The organism is Streptomyces gobitricini, assembly GCF_039532985.1.
Lineage (GTDB): Bacteria > Actinomycetota > Actinomycetes > Streptomycetales > Streptomycetaceae > Streptomyces > Streptomyces gobitricini.
In genome coordinates, this window is record NZ_BAAASR010000013.1 from 75977 (window position 1) to 94964 (window position 18988).

Consider the following 18988-nt stretch of genomic DNA (forward strand, 5'->3'; position numbering starts at 1 on the left):
CTTCCATTAAGCAGAAACGAACTTCCGCAATACGGAAGGAGCGCCGAACCCCTCATGGGATACACGGACCAGCGCTTCAATGTGAACCTGTCGATCCTCTTCACGGAACTCCCGCTCCTGGAGCGCCCCGCGGCCGCCGCCGCGGCGGGCTTCACCGCGGTCGAGCTGTGGTGGCCCTGGATCGAGACGCCGACGCCCGACCAGAGCGAGCTCGACGCCCTGAAGAAGGCTCTGGACGACGCCGGCACCCAGCTGGTCGGCCTGAACCTCTACGCCGGGCAGTTGCCCGGCCCCGATCGCGGCGCCTTGTCCGTCCCCGGTGAGGAGTCGGACCGCTTCCGCGCCAACATCGACGTGGCCGCGGACTTCGCCGCCTCCGTCGGCTGCAAGGCGCTCAACGCCCTGTACGGCAACCGCGTCGACGGCGTCGACCCGGCCGCCCAGGACGAGCTCGCCCTGGAGAACCTGACCCTGGCGGCCCGCGCGGCCGACCGGATCGGCGCGATCCTGCTGATCGAGGCCCTCAACAAGCCGGAGTCGCCGCGCTACCCGCTGGTGAGCGCCCCGGCCGCCATCGAGGTCGTCGACAAGGTCAACGCGGCCACGGGTCTTGGCAACGCCAAGTTCCTGCTGGACCTGTACCACCTGTCGATGAACGGCGAGGACTTGCCCGAGGTCATCGAGAAGTACACCGCCAAGACCGGCCACGTCCAGATCGCCGACAACCCGGGCCGTGGCGCGCCGGGCACGGGCGACCTCGACCTCGCCGGCCTGCTCGACCGCCTGAGGAAGGCCGGTTACGAGGGCTGGGTGGGTCTTGAGTACAAGGCCGGCGACCGCCCGAGCGCGGAGAGCTTCGAGTGGCTTCCGCGGCCGCAGCGCGCGGCCAACTGACTTCACGTACAACAGCTTTGAGAGAGGTACCCTCATGAGCACGCTCCCCAAGGTCGCGTGGATCGGTCTCGGCATCATGGGCTCGCCCATGTCCGAGAACCTGCTGAAGGCCGGTTACTCCGTCACCGGCTACACGCTGGAGCAGGACAAGCTGGACCGGCTGGCGAAGGCCGGCGGCACGGCCGCGAAGTCGATCGCCGAGGCCGTCGCCGACGCGGACGTGGTCATCACCATGGTCCCCGCCTCCCCTCAGGTCGAGGCCATCGCGTACGGCCCCGAGGGCATCCTCGAGAACGCCAAGCGGGGCGCCCTGCTGATCGACATGTCCTCGATCACCCCGCAGACCTCCGTCGACCTGGCGAAGAACGCCACCGAGAAGGGCATCCGCGTCCTCGACGCCCCGGTGTCCGGCGGCGAGGCCGGCGCGATCGAGGCCGTCCTGTCCATCATGGTGGGCGGCGAGCAGGCCGACTTCGACGCGGCCCTGCCGATCCTCGAAGCGCTGGGCAAGACCATCGTCCTGTGCGGCCCGCACGGCTCCGGCCAGACGGTGAAGGCCGCCAACCAGCTGATCGTCGCGGTCAACATCCAGGCGTGCGCCGAGGCCGTGGTCTTCCTGGAGAAGTCCGGTGTGGACCTCAAGGCGGCGCTGGACGTCCTCAACGGCGGCCTGGCCGGCTCGACCGTCCTGACCCGCAAGAAGGACAACTTCCTGAACCGGGACTTCGCCCCCGGCTTCCGGATCGACCTGCACCACAAGGACATGGGCATCGTGACCGACGCCGCCCGCAACGTCGGTGCCGCGCTGCCGGTCGGCGCCGTGGTCGCCCAGCTGGTCGCCTCCCTGCGCGCGCAGGGTGACGGCGGCCTGGACCACTCCGCCCTGCTGCGCGCCGTCGAGCGCCTCTCCGGCTCGCAGGTCTGAGTCTTCCGACTCCCCCAGATCTCCGGGCGGTGTCGTCGCTGACACCTGTCCTGTCGCGCCCAGGCGACGGCGCCGCCCGGAACACACTCTTTACTTTCAACAAACTGTTGACGTGAGCTCGAGGGCGTACTTACGCTCCTCGCACCGCCAGCAGCCCCGTACGTATCGGAAGGTCACGATGTCGAAGCGCGTGCTTACGACCGAGTCCGGCGCCCCCGTCGCCGACAACCAGAACTCCGCCACCGCCGGCGTCGGTGGCCCGCTCCTCCTCCAGGACCAGCACCTGCTGGAGAAGCTCGCCCGCTTCAACCGTGAGCGCATCCCGGAGCGTGTCGTGCACGCCCGCGGTTCCGGTGCGTACGGCTACTTCGAGGTCACCGACGACGTCACCGCCTACACCAAGGCGGACTTCCTGGGCGAGGTCGGCAAGCGCACGGACCTGTTCCTCCGCTTCTCCACCGTCGCCGACTCCCTCGGCGGCGCGGACGCGGTCCGTGACCCGCGCGGCTTCGCGGTGAAGTTCTACACCGAGGAGGGCAACTACGACCTCGTCGGCAACAACACCCCGGTGTTCTTCATCAAGGACCCGATCAAGTTCCCCGACTTCATCCACTCGCAGAAGCGCGACCCGTTCACCGGCAAGCAGGAGCCGGACAACGTCTGGGACTTCTGGGCGCACGCCCCCGAGGCGACGCACCAGATCACCTGGCTGATGGGCGACCGCGGCATCCCCGCCTCGTACCGCCACATGAACGGCTACGGCTCGCACACCTACCAGTGGACGAACGCCCAGGGTGAGGCCTTCTTCGTCAAGTACCACTTCAAGACGAACCAGGGCATCCGCTGCCTGTCGTCCGACCAGGCCGCCGAGGTGGTCGGCAAGGACGCCAACTCGCACCAGACCGACCTGCTCCAGGCCATCGAGCGCGGTGTGAACCCCTCGTGGACCCTGTACGTGCAGATCATGCCGGCACACGAGGCGGCCGACTACCGCTTCAACCCGTTCGACCTCACCAAGGTGTGGCCGCACGCCGACTACCCGCTGCAGCGGGTGGGGCGCCTGGTCCTCGACCGCAACCCCGACAACGTCTTCGCCGAGGTCGAGCAGGCCGCGTTCTCGCCGAACAACTTCGTGCCCGGCATCGGCCCGTCCCCGGACAAGATGCTCCAGGGCCGCCTCTTCGCCTACGCGGACGCCCACCGCTACCGCCTCGGTGTCAACCACACCCAGCTGCCGGTGAACGCCCCCAAGGCCGCCGTGGCCGACAACTACGGCCGCGACGGCCTGATGGCCACCCGCAACGGCTCGCGCCACGACAAGAACTACGAGCCCAACTCGTACTCCGGCCCGGCGCAGACCGACGCCGCCCTCTCCGCCCCGCTGGCCGTCGCCGGCTACACCGGCACCCACGCCGCCCCGTCCCACGTCAAGGACGACGACTTCTTCCAGGCGGGCGAGCTGTACCGCCTGATGTCGGCGGAGGAGAAGTCCCGCCTCGTGGCGAACATCGCCGGCGGCCTGTCCCAGGTCTCCCGCGAGGACGTCATCGAGAAGAACCTCGCTCACTTCCACGCCGCCGACCCTGACTACGGCAAGCGCGTCGAGGAAGCGGTCCGCGCCCTGCGCGAGGACTGAGCACCCAGACCGCGTACGGCTCCTGACGGGAGGTCGGCAGCCGTACGCAGTCCGCACCGCTGGCCCGGATGAGGGGTGGCCGGCGGTACGGACAAGGTGAGGACCGCGGCGGCGAGCGTGCCAGTGCGGTGGTAAGGACTCCGGCCCCCTTCTTGACCTGAAGGAAGGCCAGGCCGGATCTCCGTCGCCGTCGCCGCGGTCCCCTCCCCGGACCCCCGTCCGGCGGTGCGAACGTCCTGTCGCGCCAGCCTCGCACCGTCGGACGGACACAACTTCACACCAACAGAAGAGCCAGAGCGCGGAGTCGGGGTTTACGGTCCCCCGACTCCGCGCTCTTCCTTTCGGCTCCCACCCGCTTCCGGGCGAGGACGCGTACGGGACCCTCGCCCCGGCACGAGGGCCGCCCGGGCCGGAACGCCGTGGAGGCGGCGCGGGCGGCGGCCCGTTTCGGGTGATCGCCGCGCCCCCGCCCGGACCGCCGGGTCTGGCCGCGCCGGGACCGCCCGTCCCGCGCCTCGGTCTCCGGACGCGTCGCGCCCGCGAACGCGGCGGCTGCGCCGAGGCGTTCGCGCCGACCGCGCCGACGCCCCTGACTGTCAGTGCCGTCCCCTACCGTGGAACACGTCCTTACCCGCGCTGCTGGCTGCCGCGTGCTGCGGACCGATCGGCCCCGCCCGGAACAGCGCCCGGACGGGGCCATCCGCGGACCGGCCCTCGCTAGTCGGAAGAGGGGTCGATCAGTTTGTCCAAAGCCCTCCTCACCGCCTCGTACGCCGCTGCTGTCATCTCGTCCGGTGCCTGCCGCTCCTGCCCGTGCGCCCAGTCCCGGGTGACCCGGATGCGGCGGAGCAGTTCGTCGGCGTCCACAACTTCTGCCATGGCTGCCGGGTACCCCGGATTCGGCCGATGCGCGCATGGGTGCCGATTACGCAGGGTGGGTATCACCTCACGTGACGTACGCCACATGCCCGTGTGACAGCTCCGGAAAGGGGGGCCATGGCGTGGTATCCCGCTGCGACGCGCATGGAGTTGCAACCGGAGTCGGACGCCCAGGCGGCTATCCGGCCCACCCAGTTCATCCTGCACAGCATCGCCGCTCCCTGGACCGCGCGCCGGATGTACGAGTACTGGCGTGACTCCTCGAACCTGGAGAGCCATTTCGGGCTCGGTTACGAGGGTGACCTCGGGCAGTACATCGGCACCGAGACCCGCGCGGACGCCAACTACCAGGCGAACCGCCGCCCGGACGGCACCGGGGCGGTGTCCATCGAGACGGCGTCGAACCTGCAGCACACCGACCCCTGGACCGGCAAGCAGATCGAGCAGCTGATCCGGCTCGGGGTGTGGCTGCACCAGCGGCACGGCATCCCGTTGCGGATCTGCCGCAGCGCGTCCGACCCCGGTTACGGCTACCACCGGCTGCACACGGCGTGGTCGGGCGGCGGGACGGCCTGCCCCGGCGACGCGCGGGTGCGTCAGTTCAAGAACGTCGTCTTCCCGGGGATCGTCGCCCGGGCCAGTGGCCAGTCACAGGAGGATCCCGTGCCGACCGTCATCAACGAGACACAGGAGGGCGGCCCCGCTCTCGAGGCGGGCAAGTACAAGCAGTTGGCCATGGCCAACGACGCCGCGCTGCTGCAGGGCCCGTGCGCCTACTCCGCGACCGCCTACGCCACGGTCAAGGGCCAGGCCGGCACCCGCGTCACCATGCGTTTCCAGGACTACCACCTCACCACCAAGCACCGCTCCCACGACCTGCCCATCGACTGCGGCACGATCGGCGCGAACGGGGTGCTGAACGTCGCGGTGACCCGGAACGGCGTCCTGGACGCCAACGAGGTGTTAAGGGTGGAGATCCTGGCCGACCGCGCCGCCAGGGTCACCTGGCGGGTACTGCGCGCCCTGCGCTGGTCCACCTGAAGGCACCTGGCGGGGACCGGGGACCCGGGAGGGCGGGGGACGGGAAGGCCCCCGTCCCCCGGTTTCCCGGGAGCGGGGGCCGTGCGGAGCGGGTGTCAGACGAGCGGACGGATCGCCGTGGGGGCGTGGCCCGGCTCGGTGGCGAGCTCCTCGAACTCGGAGATGTCGCTGATGTCCATGGTCTTGCTCATCGAGATGTTGGTGATCCGTTCGAGGATCGCCTCGACGACGACCGGGACCCGGTACTCGGCGGCCATCTTCTTGGCCTGCTCGAAGGCCGGGAGCAGCTGGTCCGGCTCGGTGACCCGGATGGCCTTGCAGCCCAGGCCCTCGGCGACCTTGACGTGGTCGACGCCGTAGACGCCGAGTTCCGGCGAGTTCTGGTTCTCGAACTCCAGGTTGACCTGGAAGTTGATGTCCAGGCCGATCTGCGCCTGACGGATCAGGCCCAGGTAGGCGTTGTTGACGAGGACGTGGACGTAGGGGATGCGGTGCTGCGCGCCGACCGCCAGCTCCTCGATCATGAACTGGAAGTCGTAGTCGCCCGACAGCGCGACGACCTGGGCCTCCGGGTCGGCCTTGGCGACACCGAGGGCGGCCGGGATGGTCCAGCCGAGCGGGCCGGCCTGGCCGCAGTTGATCCAGTGGCGCGGCTTGTAGACGTGCAGCATCTGCGCGCCGGCGATCTGGGAGAGGCCGATGGTGGTGACGTAGCGAGTCTCCGGGCCGAAGGCCTTGTTCATCTCCTCGTACACGCGCTGCGGCTTCATCGGCACGTTGTCGAAGTGCGTACGGCGCTGGAGGGTGGCCTTGCGCTCCTGGGTGGAGGCGACCCACGCGGAGCGGTCGGGCAGCCTGCCCGCCGCCTTCAGTTCCTTGGCGACCTCGACGAAGAGCTCCAGCGCGGCCTTGGCGTCGGACGCGATGCCGTAGTCGGGCGCGAAGATCTTGCCGATCTGGGTGGGCTCGATGTCGACGTGGACGAACTTGCGTCCCTTGGTGTAGACGTCGAGCTTGTAGCCGGTGTGGCGGTTGGCCCAGCGGTTGCCGATGCCGAGGACGAAGTCCGACTCCAGGAAGTTCGCGTTGCCGTAGCGGTGCGAGGTCTGGACGCCGACCATGCCGGCGTTCAGCCCGTGGTCGTCGGGCAGGGTGCCCCAGCCCATGAGGGTCGGGATGACCGGGGTGTTGGTGATCTCGGCGAACTCGACCAGCAGGTCGGAGGCGTCGGCGCTGATGATGCCGCCGCCGGCGACGATGACCGGGCGCTCCGACTCCAGGAGGAAGGAGATCGCCTTCTCGATCTGCGCGCGGGTCGCGGCCGGCTTGTAGACCGGGAGCGGCTCGTACGTGTCGGGGTCGAACTCGATCTCGGTGAGCTGGACGTCGATCGGCAGGTCGATGAGGACCGGGCCGGGGCGGCCGGAGCGCATCAGGTGGAAGGCCTGCTGGAAGACGCCGGGGACCTGGGCGGCCTCCAGGACGGTCGTCGCGGCCTTGGTGACCGGCTTGGCGATCGACGCGATGTCGACGGCCTGGAAGTCCTCTTTGTGGATCACGGAGGTCGGGGCCTGGCCGGTGATGCACAGGATCGGGATCGAGTCACCGATGGCCGAGTACAGGCCGGTGATCATGTCGGTGCCGGCCGGGCCGGACGTGCCGATGCAGACGCCGATGTTGCCGGGGCTGGTGCGGGTGTAGCCCTCGGCCATGTGCGAGGCGCCCTCGACGTGCCGGGCGAGGGTGTGGTCGATCCCGCCGCCCTCTTTGAGGGCCCGGTAGAAGGGGTTGATCGCCGCGCCCGGCACACCGAACGCGTTGGTGACGCCTTCGCGCTTGAGGATCTCAACTGCCGCTCGGGCGGCGGTCATACGAGGCATTGGGTGCTCCTGCTTCGGCCAGCGGATTCGGCTCTGTCGCGCCACCTGAGAGCTGCGATTCCGTAATGCGGAAGTTTAGTTCTGCTATATGGAAGTAATCTAGGGTGTGGGCGGGACGCAGTCAAGGGATGGCCGAAGTCCCTCCCCAAGACGTCGCCGTTGATGGACGATGGGGCACGGAACGAAGGGGGTCATACGTGGGAGAGAACGTCCCGGTGCGCTGCCCGGCCTGTCGCCGGACCCACGGCTACGCGCCGCCCGTCTACCCGTGCCCCTGCGGCACGCCGGTCGTCCCGCCCCTGCTCAGGGGCGCCCCCGCCGAGCCGATCACCCACCGCACCTGGACCGACGAGTGGGTCACGGTGCGGTGCGCGGAGTGCGGGCGCCAGGACCAGTGGCCGCAGCCCGAGCTGGGGTGCCCGTGCGGCACGGTGCTGCGCGTCCCGGTCCGGCCGGTGACCGCCGTACCGCAGCAGCCCGCCGCCGCGGCCGGAAACAATCCCAAGGGCCCGCCGCCCGGGGTCACGGCTTCCACGACCGGGGTGTCGACGGTGCCCGCCCACATCCCGCTGCCCCGCACCGCCGCCGTGCCCCGCCCCTCCTTCCGGCCGGTGACCATCCGCACCGCGCGCGACGCGGTCACCACCGCCGCGCTCTACCTCCGGTGGCTCGGCTTCCGTGACGTCGTCCAGCCCGAGGACCACTCCGGCGCCGAGTCCGGCACCGGGGTGGACCTGCGCGGGCCCGGCCTGGTCGCCCAGGTCGACCCGACCACCCGGCCCACGTCACTGCGCGCCGTCGAGTGCCTCTGGCTGACCGGCCTCGCCGCCTCGGCGACGAGCGTGTCGTTCTCCCTGGCGGGGTACGAGGACCGGGCTCGCGCCCGGGCCGACCGCCTGCGGCTGCCCCTCTTCGTCATGGACCTCACCGGCACCCCGCAGCCCGTCAACGGCGCCGCCGACGAGCTCGTCGCCCGAGGCGCCTGACCTCGGCGGCGGCACGCCGTCGGCCCGCCACGGACGCCCAGGCCCGGACGGCCGCGCACGCCGGGGCGGCCGCGCACCGGGGCGGCCGCGCACGCCGTCGGTCCCGCACACCGGGCGGCCGCGCACCGGGCCGGGCGTCGCCCACCGCGACGGGCGGTCCTCCGCCCGCGCCGGCGGGCCGCACCCCCTGGGCGACGAGGACCCCGGCCCCGCGCCACGAGGCCCCGCGCCACGAGGGCCCGCGCCACGAGGGGCTCTACGGCCCCGCGTCGCGAGAGCCCGCCCGCGCCCCGGGATCCCGCGGGGCGCCGTCGGCGGCAGGATCCGGGAAGCAGGCCTCTTCACCCCCCGTACGCCCGGCGCAGCTCCACCTTGCGCACCTTGCCGCTGACCGTCATCGGGAAGGTGTCGAGGACCTCGATCCGGCGCGGGACCTTGTAGTGCGCGAGCCGTTCGCGGCAGTAGGCCGTGATGTCGTCCAGGGTCGGCGGGTCGGCCGGGTCGCGGGGGATCACGCAGGCGAGGATCTCCTCCCCGTACCGCTCGTCCGGGACCCCCACGACCTGCACGTCGGCGATCTTGGGGTGGGAGTGGAGGAACTCCTCGATCTCGCGCGGGTAGACGTTCTCACCACCCCTGATGATCATGTCCTTGATCCGGCCGACGATCCGGACGTACCCGTCCTCACGCATCACCGCCAGGTCGCCCGTGTGCATCCAGCGGCCCGGGTCGATCGCCTCGGCCGTCCTCTCCGGTTCGTCCCAGTAGCCGAGCATCACGCTGTAGCCGCGCGTGCGCAACTCGCCCGCCTCGCCGCGCGGCAGGGTGGTGCCGGTGACCGGGTCGACGACCTTGACCTCGACGTGCGGCATGACCCGCCCCACCGTGCCGGTGCGGCGTTCCAGGTCGTCGTCGCGCCGGGTCTGGGTGGAGACCGGGGAGGTCTCGGTCATGCCGTAGCAGATCGACACCTCCGCCATGTGCATCTCGGCGACGACCCGTTTCATCACCTCCACCGGGCAGGGCGAGCCGGCCATGATGCCGGTGCGCAGGGAGGAGAGGTCGTACGAGGCGAAGTCCGGCAGGTTCAGCTCGGCGATGAACATCGTGGGGACGCCGTACAGCGACGTGCACCGCTCCTGTTCGACGGCGCGCAGCGAGGCGGCGGGCTCGAAGGACGGGGCGGGGATCACCACGCAGGCACCGTGGGAGGTGGCGGCCAGGTTGCCCATGACCATGCCGAAACAGTGGTAGAAGGGCACGGGCAGGCAGATCCGGTCCCGCTCGGTGTAGCCGAGCATCTCCCCCACGAAGAACCCGTTGTTGAGGATGTTGTGGTGGGTGAGGGTGGCCCCCTTGGGGAAGCCGGTGGTGCCGGAGGTGTACTGGATGTTGATGGGGTCGTCGCAGGACAACTCGGCTTCGCGGGCTTTGAGTTCGCCGTCCGGGACCGTTCCCGCCAGCAGCTCGTCCCAGGACGGGTCGCCGATGTGGTGCACCGCCCGCAGTCCTGGGCAGTCGGCGCGCACCCGGTCCACCAGGTCGCGGTAGTCACTGGTCTTGTGGGCGAGGGACGCGATCAGCAGGGAGACCCCCGCCTGGTTCAGCACGTACGCCAGTTCGTGCGCCCGGTACGCCGGGTTGATGTTCACCATGACGGCGCCGATCCGGGCGGTGGCGTACTGGGTGAGCACCCACTCCGGGCAGTTGACCGCCCAGATCCCGACGCGGTCGCCCTTGCCGGCGCCGGCCGCCATGAGCCCGCGCGCCAGCCGGTCGACGGCGGCGCCGAACTCGGCGTACGTCCAGCGGCGCCCCGAAGGGAGGTCCACCAGCGCCTCCCGGTCGGGGAACCGCTCCACCGCCCGCGCCAGGTTCGCGCCGATGGTGTCGCCGAGCAGCGCCGTGTCACTCGTCCCGTGCGCGTAGGACGGCTCCGGGCTCATGAGCAGTCCCCTTCCGTGTACTCGGCCGCCGAGCCCGCCGCCGTACGCTCGCGCAGCTCGATCCGCCGGATCTTCCCCGACACGGTCTTGGGAAGCTCGGCGAACTCGACGCGGCGGATGCGCTTGTACGGCGCGAGGACCGCGCGTGAGTGTGCGAACAGCGCCTTCGCCGTCTCCGGGCCCGGCTCCCAGCCGTCGGCGAGAACGACGTACGCCTTGGGCACCGCGAGCCGCACCGGGTCGGGCGCCGGGACCACCGCCGCCTCCGCCACCGCCTCGTGCTCCAGCAGCGCGCTCTCCAGCTCGAACGGCGAGATCTTGTAGTCGGAGGCCTTGAACACGTCGTCGCTCCGGCCCACGTACGTCACGTACCCGTCGGCGTCGCGCGAGCCGATGTCCCCGGTGCGGTAGTAGCCGTCGGCCATCGCCTCGGCCGTACGCTCCGGATCGCCGTGGTAGCCGGTCATCACACCCACCGGGGCGGTCGACAGGTCGATGGCGATCTCGCCCTCCGCCGCGCCCGGCTTCCCCGTCACCGGGTCCAGCAGCGCGATGCGGAAACCGGGGCTCGGCCGCCCCATGGAGCCCGCCTTCAGCAGCTGGCCGGGGCTGTTGGAGACCTGGACCGCCGTCTCCGTCTGGCCGAAGCCGTCCCGGATCGTCACCCCCCATTCGCGCCGTACGGTCTCGATGATCTCGGGGTTCAGCGGCTCGCCGGCCGCGACGGCCTCCCGGGGCGGGGTGCGCAGCGCGGACAGGTCGGCCTGGATGAGCATCCGCCAGACAGTGGGCGGGGCACAGAAACCGGTGACGCCGTGCCGGTCCATCTCGGCCATCAGGCGGGCGGCGTCGAAACGCGTGTAGTTGTGGATGAACACGGTCGCCTCGGCGGTCCAGGGCGCGAAGAGGTTGGACCAGGCGTGCTTGGCCCAGCCGGGCGAGGAGATGTTGAGGTGGACGTCGCCCGGCCGGAGCCCGATCCAGTACATCGTCGACAAGTGGCCGATGGGGTACGAGCTGTGGGAGTGCTCGACGAGCTTGGGGCGGGCGGTGGTACCGGAGGTGAAGTACAGCATCAGGGGATCGTCGGCGGAGGTGTCGCCGCCGGGGACGAGGGGCACGCAGGCCCCGTACGCGTCCTCGTACGCGATCCAGTGCGGAACGCGCGCCCCGACGGCGATCGGGGTGTAGTTCCCCGGCACGGCGTCGAACTTGCCGGTGTCCTCGGACCGCGCGATCACGTGCCGCGCCCGGCCGCGCTCGACGCGGTCGGCCAGATCGGCGGGGCCGAGCAGTGGCGTGGCGGGGATGACGACCGCCCGCAGCTTCATCGCGGCGAGTGCCGTCTCCCACAACTCGACCTGGTTTCCGAGCATCACCACGATCCGGTCCCCGGGCCGCACACCCAGCCCCCGCAGCCAGTTCGCGACCCGGTCGGAGCGGGTGCGCATCTCGGCGAAGCTCACGCGCGCCTCGGTGCCGTCCTCCTCGACGATGTGCAGCGCGGTGCCGTCGTTGCCCTCGGCGATGACGTCGAACCAGTCCAGCGCCCAGTTGAACCGGGCGGGCCGGGGCCAGGTGAAGCCCTCGTACGCCGCCTCGTAGTCCTCCCGGTGCCGCAGGAGGAAGTCCCGTGCCTCCCGGAATTCCCGTGTCGCGCCGCTCTCCGCCATGCGTCCTCCTGGTTGCCGGACCCGTTGCCGACATCGTGTAATCGGTGACCCAGGTCTCACTACCCCCGAACGGGGGTGAAGGAGCGGTGCACGTGCCCGAGCACGCGGAAGCTGTGGAGATACGCGCGGCGCTGCTGCGCCTGCGCCGTACCACCGGGTTGCCCATCGCCTTCGGCGGGCCGCTCAACGACGGTCGCCGGATGCGGATAACCGAGGTGAGCGGCGCGCTGTCGACCGCCCTGGCGGGGCTCGCGATCGGAGCGGGCCACGGGCTCGGCGGCAAGGCCATCGTGCTGGCCCGGCCGTGCGCGGTGACCGACTACGCCTTGGCGCGGCACATCAGCCACGAGTACGACGGGGCGGTGGCGGCCGAGGGGCTGCGCTCGGTGCTCGCCGTCCCGGTGGTGGTCCGGCGACGGGTGCGGGGTGTGCTGTACGGCGGGCTGCGCGAGCCGATGCCGCTCGGGGACCGGGTCTTCGACGCGGCGGTGGCGGCGGCACGTGACGTGGAGCAGGCGCTGGTGGTCCGGGACGAGGTGCGGCAGTCGCCGGGGCCGGGCCGGGCGGAGCCCCTCCGACCGGGGCCGGGCCGGGCGGGTCCGGCGCAGGCGGGTCCGGCGCAGAAGGGGCCGGGGCGATCCGGGTCGGGCGTACCCGGGACAGGGCACGCCGGGTGGGAGGCGGTGCGGGAGGCGCACGGCGATCTGCGGGCGCTGGCGCCACGGATCGCGGACCCGGCCCTGCGGGCGGAGCTGTTGGCGGTGTGCGGGCGGCTGGCCGCAGCCCAGGTGCCGTCGGGCGCCCCGGGCACGGCGCTCGCGCCCCGGGAGGTGGACGTGCTGGCGGCGGTGGCGTCGGGCGCGACGACGCGGTGGCGGCGGAGCGGCTGGGGCTGCGGCCCGAGACGGTCAAGGGCTACCTGCGGTCCGCGATGCGGAAGCTGGGCGCGCGCACGCGGCTGGAGGCGGTGGTGGCGGCCCGGCGGGCGGGGCTGTTGCCGTGAGCGGCACGGGGGCCGGGGGGGGGCGGGGGCAGCCAGGAGTGGGCCGCATGGTGACGAGCCGCGCGGTCTCAGGCCCCTCCATCAGGCCGGACGGTTCGTCGGGACGGCAGTCCGCGGGCGGGCCGGGAGGAGCAGCAGGGCGACTGGGTGTCCGGGCCCGGAGACCGACAAGGCGGGCGACGGCGTGCTTCGCCTGCATGGGGGTACGAGCCGGCAGAGGCTGCCGTGCCGGCGTGGCACGGTTGCGGGCGCGGGGGCGAGAGCACGGGCGTCGTACCGGTGCCCCTCCACCGCACGCTCCGCACCCCTTGAGGACAGCTGTTGTCCTCGCCATGGACCCGAGCGTGCCGTGCCGGCGCAAACCGGGACGTATATCGTTCGACCCGGGAGGTGAGACCCGTATGACCCTGTCTCCGAAGAAGCCGAACTGGCGTCGCCGCTCCACGACGCCCGAGCCCGCCCGCGTACCCGCCGCCGTCCCCTCCTCGCCGCCCGACCGGGGCAGCGTGGTGCAGGCCTCCCTCTACCGGGACGGGCGCCGGGTCTCCTCCCCCGGCTCCCTCGCCGAGACCTTCCGCCAACTGCGTGACGAGCCGGACGGCATGGCCTGGATAGGGCTGCACCGCCCTTCGGAGGCGGAACTCCTCTCTCTCGCCGTCGAGTTCGACCTCCACGAGCTGGCCGTCGAGGACGCCATGGAGGCCCACCAGCGGCCGAAGCTCGAACGGTACGGCGACACGCTCTTCGTCGTCCTGCGCGCCGCCCGGTACCTGGACGCACAGGAGGAGGTCGACTTCGGCGAACTCCACGTCTTCCTCGGCCCGGACTTCCTCATCACGGTCCGCCATGGTGCCGCCCCGGACCTCTCCGCCGTCCGCCGCCGCATGGAGGAGACCCCGGAACTCCTGGCGCTGGGCCCCGAAGCGGTGCTGTACGCCATCCTCGACGCGGTCGTCGACGGCTACGCACCGGTGGTGGCCGGCGTCCAGAACGACATCGACGAGATCGAGACGGAGGTCTTCCGGGGTGACCCGGAGGTGTCCCGCCGCATCTACGAACTCTCCCGCGAAATGGTGGAGTTCCAGCGCGCAACCCGCCCACTCGTCGGCATGCTCCACAACCTGATGGCCGGCTTCGCCAAGTACGGCACGGACGAGGAGCTCCAGCGCCACCTGCGCGACGTCGCCGATCACGTCACCCACACCAGCGAACGCGTGGACGGCTTCCGCCAGGCCCTCACCGAAATCCTCACGGTCAACGCGACCCTGGTCACCCAGCAGCAGAACGCGGAAATGCGTGCTCTCGCGGAGGCGGGCTTCGAGCAGAACGAGGAAATCAAGAAGATCTCGTCGTGGGCGGCCATCCTCTTCGCACCCACACTCGTGGGAACCATCTACGGCATGAACTTCGACGCGATGCCGGAGCTGAAGTGGGTCTACGGCTACCCGTTCGCGATTTTCCTGATGGCAGCGGTGTGCACCAGCCTGTACTTCATCTTCAAGCGGCGGGACTGGCTGTGACGAGCAGACCCGGAACGCCGAGCAACTTCGCGTTGCGAATGACCCCGGAGGGCCTTTTCGTGCTCCCTGGGGAGAATGCGGGGAGACTGCGGGGAGACTGCGGCGCGCTGGGGAGGGGTTGTCGCTCCCCTCACCTGCTGCTCCGCACCTGTTGACTGCTCAACGGGGAACCACGCGCCCCGAGAGGGCGGGCCGGAACCGAGAAGCGCCGCGGCGACAGGGAATCTCCCGGGTCTCCTGGGCCGGCTTCGTGCAGCCCGGCCGGCGCTGGTCGTCGGGGTAGACGGCCGCGATCAGGGTGGTGAGCCGCTCGTCGATCTTCCGTTCGCACGGCGGACCCGAGCGCCTGGGCCGGGATCCGCTCATGCCCGTCCGCTCCTTCCGCAGGGCGAACACATCTCGTCGGCCCCCTTCGCTGACGCGCACGACTGCGAGCGCGACAACCCTACGATCGCCCGCTGAGAGTGACGACCCGTCACCGCTTGCGTCCCGTCACTGGACGTGTCCCACACCCACCGCACGCGGCCGCTTCTGGCCGTGACGTCTCCGCCCTCCCTCACCGGCCGTCGCGCGGCTCGACGCGGAAGTCGAAGGCGACCGTGCCCGGATCGACGGCCGTCACACCACCGTCCACCGTCAGCACCGCCCCGTTGACCAGCGAGGCGGCCGGGGAGAGCAGCCAGCAGATGGCCTCCGCCACCTCGCGTGGCTCTCCCGGGCGGCCCGCCGGGCAGAGGCGGGTCGCCTCCTCGTAGGCCACCTCGACGCCCTCCGCGGCGGAGTTCCCGGTCCCCAGGCCCGCCTCGTCGGCGAACCGTGCCATCCGGCGGTCCGCCATGTCGGTACGCACCCAGCTTGGGCACACCGTGTTGGCCCGCAGCCCGCGCCCGCCGTAGTCCACGGCCAGGGAGCGGCACAACTGGAGCAGGGCGGCCTTGGACGTGGCGTACGCGGCGTTGCCCACTCCGTTGCGCAGCGCGGACACCGACGCGACGGCGACGACCGAGCCCCGTGTCTCCAGCAGGTGCGGCAGTGCGGCACGGAGCAGGAGGAAGGGACCCGTGACGTTCGTGCGCATCACGGTGTCCCAGTCCTCCACGGACAGCTCCCCCACCCCGCCGCCGCGGCCGATGCCCGCGTTGAGCACCAGACCGTCCAGCCGGCCGTACGCGGCCACGGCGGCGTCCACCAGCCCCTGGACCGCGTCGGGGTCACCGACGTCGGCCGGGCAGGCCAGGGCTCCGGTCTCCTCGGCGACGCGCTCCAGCGGTTCGGGCCGCCGCCCCGAGACGACCACGTGGTGCCCGGTCGTCCGCAGCAACCGGGCGGTGGCCGCCCCGATGCCCGTCCCGCCCCCGGTGACGACGACGACACGGCGGTCGATCCCCGGCATGAGGCCCTCCTGTCATGATCGCGTGAGCCGTCCATCGTAGGCGGGCCCGTCACCCGGAGACTCGTCCAGGGGCGTCGCGACGCCTTCTGACCGCCCTGGAGGTCACGGCCGAGCCGGGACCGCCCTCCCAGAGCCCCGACGCCGCCGTACGGCTCGCGCGGGGCAAGGCCGTGCTCCCCCGCCACCTGCGGGGCGCCGGCCTGTGGCGCGCCTCCCAGGTGGCCGTCGACCCGTTCGCCCCGGATGCGGCGGGCGTGAGCGGCACCCTGAGCTACCCAGCCGTACTGAAGGACGTGTCGGGCACCGGGAGCGAGGGCGTTGTGGATCGCGTACGGCCCCGACGACGTGCCCGGCATCCTCGCCGCCGCCCGCAGCCGCCGCCCGCAGCCGCCGCCTCCCGGGCGGCGCCCTGACCCCCGAACCCAAGCCGGACCGCATGTGTGGCCCGGTGCCTTCCACGGCTTCGGCACCCCCGCCCCCGGGCGGCCCTCGGCCAGGAGGCCCTCGCGGCCCGTGCCCGGTGGCTTCGACGGGTGCTCTCGCTCGGGGTCCGTTTCCGGGCGCGTCGATGACGTACGCCTGCGCGCGATCGTGAGCGGTGGTGGCACGACCGGTCGCGTCGGCCCGGCCGCGTGGGCGGTCGGGAGGAGGCGGGCGGGGGTCGGGCGGTCGTAGAAGTGGTGACGGCCGAGGATCCGACGGAAAATGATGTCGTCGGCAGCTGCGCGTCTCGGCACCTGCTTTTCGGCGAAAGCCGCCGGTCCCGTCGTCGCCGTCGGGCCCGGGTGCGGCGGAGACCTGCGGCACGGTGGACGCACGGCGCGAAGGCGGAACGCGTCGGCGCCCCGTCACTGACAATTGCGGGCCATTTCAGCCGCCCTTCCGCCGCCCGCCCCGGCCTTCCGACTGCGAGGGATGGCGGGCTGGGGCCGACAGGCCCGGTCACACACTTCATGACAGCTGTCGCCGCCGCGGTCACCCGGCTCGGGGTTTCGGACCTTCGCGTAAATGGCTGACCGGAATGCGGGTACGCGGAAGCGGCAGACGAGCACTCCCTTCCATTTCTGGAGGATTCATGAGCGGCTTCGAGGAGCCAGGGCGCCGCGACCAGGGCACGCCCGGCGCGGTGGCGCGAACAGCACAGGACAAGGCGGCCGAGAGCGCGGGAATGGTCGGGGAAAAGGCCTCGGAGGTGGCCGGCACCGCCAAGGAGCAGGTGGCAGGCGTCACTCATGAGGCCAGCGCACAGGCGCGTGACCTCGTGGGAGAGCTGCGGGGCCAGCTCCGCGAGCAGGCGCAGAGCCAGACGCATCGGCTTGCGGAGAACGTCCGCCGGCTCTCCGACGAGCTGCGCGAAATGAGCGAGAACGGCAAGCCGGAGTCGGGCGTCGGTGGCGTGGTGCGTCAGATATCCGACGGCGGACACCAGGTCGCCGACCGTCTGGAACACCGCGGTCCCGAAGGTCTCGTCGGCGACCTGCAGGACTTCGCCCGGCGTCGTCCGGGCGTCTTCCTCGCGGGCGCGGCCCTGGCCGGGTTCGTCGTCGCGCGGGCCGGGAAGGGCGTCAGCGCGGCGGGTTCGGCGGACTCCTCGGCGGGGACCGGCCCGCAGAGCGGGCCCGGGTACTCGTCACCGTCGACGGGCGCGGGTACCGGTGCCGAGGCGCCGACGGGTCTCCCCCCGGCCCCACCGGTCACGCCGCCCTCACCGCCGCCGCCCGCGGTGGCCCCGGCGCCGCCGTATCCGCCCGCTCCCCAGCCGGGAGAAGGAGGATGGCGGTAATGGCGGTGACGACACGCGGACCCGGACACGACCGGGCGGACCTCCAGGAGCCACCGCCCGCCACCGCGCAGGACACCTCCATCGGCGACCTGATCAGCGACATCAGCACGGACCTGTCCCAGTTGGTCCGTGACGAGATCGAACTGGCCAAGGCGGAGATCAAGGAGGAGTCCACCAAGGCCGGCAAGGCCATGGGCATGCTGGGCGGAGCCGGCTACGCCGGACACCTGGTCCTGCTGCTGGGCAGCTTCACGGTGATCTTCGCGCTCGGCAACGTGATGGACATCGCCTGGGCGGCTCTCATCGTCACGGCTGTGTGGGCCGTGGTCGGCGCGGTGCTCTACACCATCGGCCGCAAGCGGCTGCGCACCGTCAATCTCAAGCCCGAACAGACCATGGAGAACCTGAAGGAGGACGCCCGATGGGCGCGACACCCCAGGAGCTGAGGAGCGACGTCGAGTACCGCCGCGCTCATCTGGCCCGCAACGTCGATCTCCTCGCGGACAAGGTGACGCCCGGCAGGGTGGCACGGCGGAAGGCGGGTTCGGCCCGCAACCGGATCACCGGAGTGAAGGAGCGCGTGATGGGCACGACGCGGGACGCGGCCGACGGGCTGACGCAGTCCGCGCACGGAATCGCCGGCAGCGCCGGTGACACCGCGGGCAGCGCGGCACGAACGGTGCAGGACGCCACGAGCCAGGCCGGCGAGGCCCTGCAGCAGGCACCGGAGCAGGTCAAACGACAGACGCAGGGCAGCCCGCTGGCCGCCGGGCTGATCGCCTTCGGTGCCGGTATGCTCACCGCCGCGCTGCTGCCGACCACCAGCGCCGAAGAGCGTGCCGGCCAGCGGATCCGCGAGCACTCCGACGAGCTGCTGGAGCCGGTGAAGCAGCAGGCGGTACAGGCCGCGCAGGAGGTCAAGGAAGAGCTGCGCGAGCCGGCCGCGCAGGCGGTCGAGTCCGTGAAGTCGACGGCCCAGGACGCCGTGGACACCACCAAGGAACAGACCCGGGCCGCCGGCCAGGACACCGCCGAGGGTCTGCGGCGGACGGGGCAGGAGACCGTCGCCGAAGCACGGGACCAGACGGGACGCTGATCTCACGAATCGCGGCGGGTGCGGTGCCGAGCGGATCGGCCCGGCACAGCGGGCCGGCGTCCCGGGTCGGCGGCCGGTCCCCGGCATCGCACCGCACCCGCCCCACCGGGGAGGCGGCCCCCGGCAGCCGCTCCCCGAGCCTCGACGACCACCGGCTCGACAGACGACCACCGGCTCGACAACAGCCGCTGGACGTGACACCAGCCGGACACGACGTCCGCCGGAGCACCGGCGGCGGACGACCCGCCGACCCCCGGCCGCCGACGTCCCGGCCCCTCACGTCCCCCACGCCACGGCCGCGGCCATAAGGCTGCCGGAGACCGTTCGACCGTC

Annotated in this window: 15 protein-coding genes and 1 pseudogene; 10 read left to right on the plus strand and 6 right to left on the minus strand. The window is 71.7% G+C overall.

Going from position 1 to position 18988, the window contains the following annotated elements:
* The first annotated feature begins 54 nt into the window (after window positions 1–54).
* From ABD347_RS10070 to ABD347_RS10080, 3 genes are all read left to right on the plus strand, one after another.
* Window positions 55–894 carry a TIM barrel protein gene (locus ABD347_RS10070; RefSeq protein WP_344359230.1) on the plus strand — a complete coding sequence of 280 codons (840 nt, stop codon included), beginning with the start codon at window positions 55–57 and terminating at the stop codon, window positions 892–894.
* A gap of 34 nt (window positions 895–928) precedes the next feature.
* Entirely contained in the window at window positions 929–1819 is an 891-nt protein-coding gene (locus ABD347_RS10075; protein ID WP_344359233.1) for a 2-hydroxy-3-oxopropionate reductase, read from the plus strand.
* A 178-nt stretch (window positions 1820–1997) separates the two neighbouring features.
* Window positions 1998–3455 carry a catalase gene (locus ABD347_RS10080; RefSeq protein WP_344359235.1) on the plus strand — a complete coding sequence of 486 codons (1458 nt, stop codon included), beginning with the start codon at window positions 1998–2000 and terminating at the stop codon, window positions 3453–3455.
* 717 nt (window positions 3456–4172) lie between these two features.
* Here ABD347_RS10080 and ABD347_RS10085 read toward each other — a convergent pair.
* On the minus strand, window positions 4173–4334 hold the full coding sequence (locus ABD347_RS10085) for a hypothetical protein (RefSeq protein ID WP_344359237.1): 162 nt from the start codon (window positions 4332–4334) through the stop codon (window positions 4173–4175).
* Between the two features lie 117 nt (window positions 4335–4451).
* Between ABD347_RS10085 and ABD347_RS10090 the strand changes: the two genes are divergently transcribed.
* Window positions 4452–5375, plus strand: a complete 924-nt coding sequence (locus tag ABD347_RS10090) for a peptidoglycan recognition protein family protein (protein ID WP_344359239.1) — start codon at window positions 4452–4454, stop codon at window positions 5373–5375.
* A gap of 95 nt (window positions 5376–5470) precedes the next feature.
* On the opposite strand, the gene gcl is transcribed toward ABD347_RS10090, so the two are convergent.
* Window positions 5471–7255: a glyoxylate carboligase gene (gcl, locus tag ABD347_RS10095; RefSeq protein ID WP_344359240.1), complete on the minus strand. Its 1785-nt coding sequence runs from the start codon at window positions 7253–7255 to the stop codon at window positions 5471–5473.
* A 197-nt stretch (window positions 7256–7452) separates the two neighbouring features.
* Between gcl and ABD347_RS10100 the strand changes: the two genes are divergently transcribed.
* A complete protein-coding gene (locus tag ABD347_RS10100) occupies window positions 7453–8241 on the plus strand; it encodes a hypothetical protein (RefSeq protein ID WP_344359241.1) in 789 nt (262 codons plus the stop codon).
* Window positions 8242–8582: 341 nt separating this feature from the next.
* Here the strand turns inward: ABD347_RS10100 and ABD347_RS10105 are convergent, their stop codons facing one another.
* On the minus strand, window positions 8583–10187 hold the full coding sequence (locus ABD347_RS10105; RefSeq protein WP_344359242.1) for an AMP-binding protein: 1605 nt from the start codon (window positions 10185–10187) through the stop codon (window positions 8583–8585).
* Entirely contained in the window at window positions 10184–11860 is a 1677-nt protein-coding gene (locus ABD347_RS10110; protein WP_344359243.1) for an AMP-binding protein, read from the minus strand. Before ABD347_RS10110 ends, ABD347_RS10105 begins: the two co-directional genes overlap by 4 nt.
* Before the next feature lie 92 nt (window positions 11861–11952).
* Between ABD347_RS10110 and ABD347_RS10115 the strand changes: the two are divergent.
* Together ABD347_RS10115 and ABD347_RS10120 are read left to right on the plus strand one after the other, a co-directional pair.
* Window positions 11953–12863 (plus strand): annotated as a pseudogene (locus ABD347_RS10115) (helix-turn-helix transcriptional regulator).
* Window positions 12864–13264: 401 nt separating this feature from the next.
* Complete coding sequence (locus ABD347_RS10120) at window positions 13265–14383, plus strand: magnesium and cobalt transport protein CorA (protein ID WP_344359245.1); 1119 nt, start codon at window positions 13265–13267, stop codon at window positions 14381–14383.
* A 159-nt stretch (window positions 14384–14542) separates the two neighbouring features.
* Here ABD347_RS10120 and ABD347_RS10125 read toward each other — a convergent pair whose 3' ends face one another.
* Both ABD347_RS10125 and ABD347_RS10130 read right to left on the minus strand, forming a co-directional pair.
* Entirely contained in the window at window positions 14543–14749 is a 207-nt protein-coding gene (locus ABD347_RS10125) for a hypothetical protein (RefSeq protein ID WP_344359246.1), read from the minus strand.
* Between the two features lie 190 nt (window positions 14750–14939).
* Window positions 14940–15776: an SDR family NAD(P)-dependent oxidoreductase gene (locus tag ABD347_RS10130; RefSeq protein WP_344359248.1), complete on the minus strand. Its 837-nt coding sequence runs from the start codon at window positions 15774–15776 to the stop codon at window positions 14940–14942.
* 1075 nt (window positions 15777–16851) lie between these two features.
* Here ABD347_RS10130 and ABD347_RS10135 point away from each other — a divergent pair.
* From ABD347_RS10135 to ABD347_RS10145, 3 genes are read left to right on the plus strand one after another with little or no spacing between them, the layout of a single operon-like run.
* A complete protein-coding gene (locus ABD347_RS10135; RefSeq protein ID WP_344359251.1) occupies window positions 16852–17559 on the plus strand; it encodes a hypothetical protein in 708 nt (235 codons plus the stop codon).
* Window positions 17559–18005 carry a phage holin family protein gene (locus ABD347_RS10140; protein WP_344359253.1) on the plus strand — a complete coding sequence of 149 codons (447 nt, stop codon included), beginning with the start codon at window positions 17559–17561 and terminating at the stop codon, window positions 18003–18005. Before ABD347_RS10135 ends, ABD347_RS10140 begins: the two co-directional genes overlap by 1 nt.
* On the plus strand, window positions 17981–18655 hold the full coding sequence (locus ABD347_RS10145) for a DUF3618 domain-containing protein (protein WP_344359257.1): 675 nt from the start codon (window positions 17981–17983) through the stop codon (window positions 18653–18655). The genes ABD347_RS10140 and ABD347_RS10145 overlap by 25 nt, the downstream gene beginning before the upstream one ends.
* The last annotated feature ends 333 nt before the right edge of the window (window positions 18656–18988 follow it).

Excerpts from the sequence above, each read along its gene's own strand:
- gcl (WP_344359240.1), bottom strand. The coding sequence starts at position 7,255 with ATGCCTCGTATGACCGCCGCCCGAGCGGCAGTTGAGATCCTCAAGCGC.
- ABD347_RS10140 (WP_344359253.1), top strand. The coding sequence starts at position 17,559 with ATGGCGGTGACGACACGCGGACCCGGACACGACCGGGCGGACCTCCAG.
- ABD347_RS10105 (WP_344359242.1), bottom strand. The coding sequence starts at position 10,187 with ATGAGCCCGGAGCCGTCCTACGCGCACGGGACGAGTGACACGGCGCTG.
- ABD347_RS10080 (WP_344359235.1), top strand. The coding sequence starts at position 1,998 with ATGTCGAAGCGCGTGCTTACGACCGAGTCCGGCGCCCCCGTCGCCGAC.
- ABD347_RS10090 (WP_344359239.1), top strand. The coding sequence starts at position 4,452 with ATGGCGTGGTATCCCGCTGCGACGCGCATGGAGTTGCAACCGGAGTCG.
- ABD347_RS10135 (WP_344359251.1), top strand. The coding sequence starts at position 16,852 with ATGAGCGGCTTCGAGGAGCCAGGGCGCCGCGACCAGGGCACGCCCGGC.
- ABD347_RS10145 (WP_344359257.1), top strand. The coding sequence starts at position 17,981 with ATGGGCGCGACACCCCAGGAGCTGAGGAGCGACGTCGAGTACCGCCGC.
- ABD347_RS10070 (WP_344359230.1), top strand. The coding sequence starts at position 55 with ATGGGATACACGGACCAGCGCTTCAATGTGAACCTGTCGATCCTCTTC.
- ABD347_RS10125 (WP_344359246.1), bottom strand. The coding sequence starts at position 14,749 with ATGAGCGGATCCCGGCCCAGGCGCTCGGGTCCGCCGTGCGAACGGAAG.
- ABD347_RS10120 (WP_344359245.1), top strand. The coding sequence starts at position 13,265 with ATGACCCTGTCTCCGAAGAAGCCGAACTGGCGTCGCCGCTCCACGACG.
- ABD347_RS10130 (WP_344359248.1), bottom strand. The coding sequence starts at position 15,776 with ATGCCGGGGATCGACCGCCGTGTCGTCGTCGTCACCGGGGGCGGGACG.
- ABD347_RS10110 (WP_344359243.1), bottom strand. The coding sequence starts at position 11,860 with ATGGCGGAGAGCGGCGCGACACGGGAATTCCGGGAGGCACGGGACTTC.
- ABD347_RS10085 (WP_344359237.1), bottom strand. The coding sequence starts at position 4,334 with ATGGCAGAAGTTGTGGACGCCGACGAACTGCTCCGCCGCATCCGGGTC.
- ABD347_RS10075 (WP_344359233.1), top strand. The coding sequence starts at position 929 with ATGAGCACGCTCCCCAAGGTCGCGTGGATCGGTCTCGGCATCATGGGC.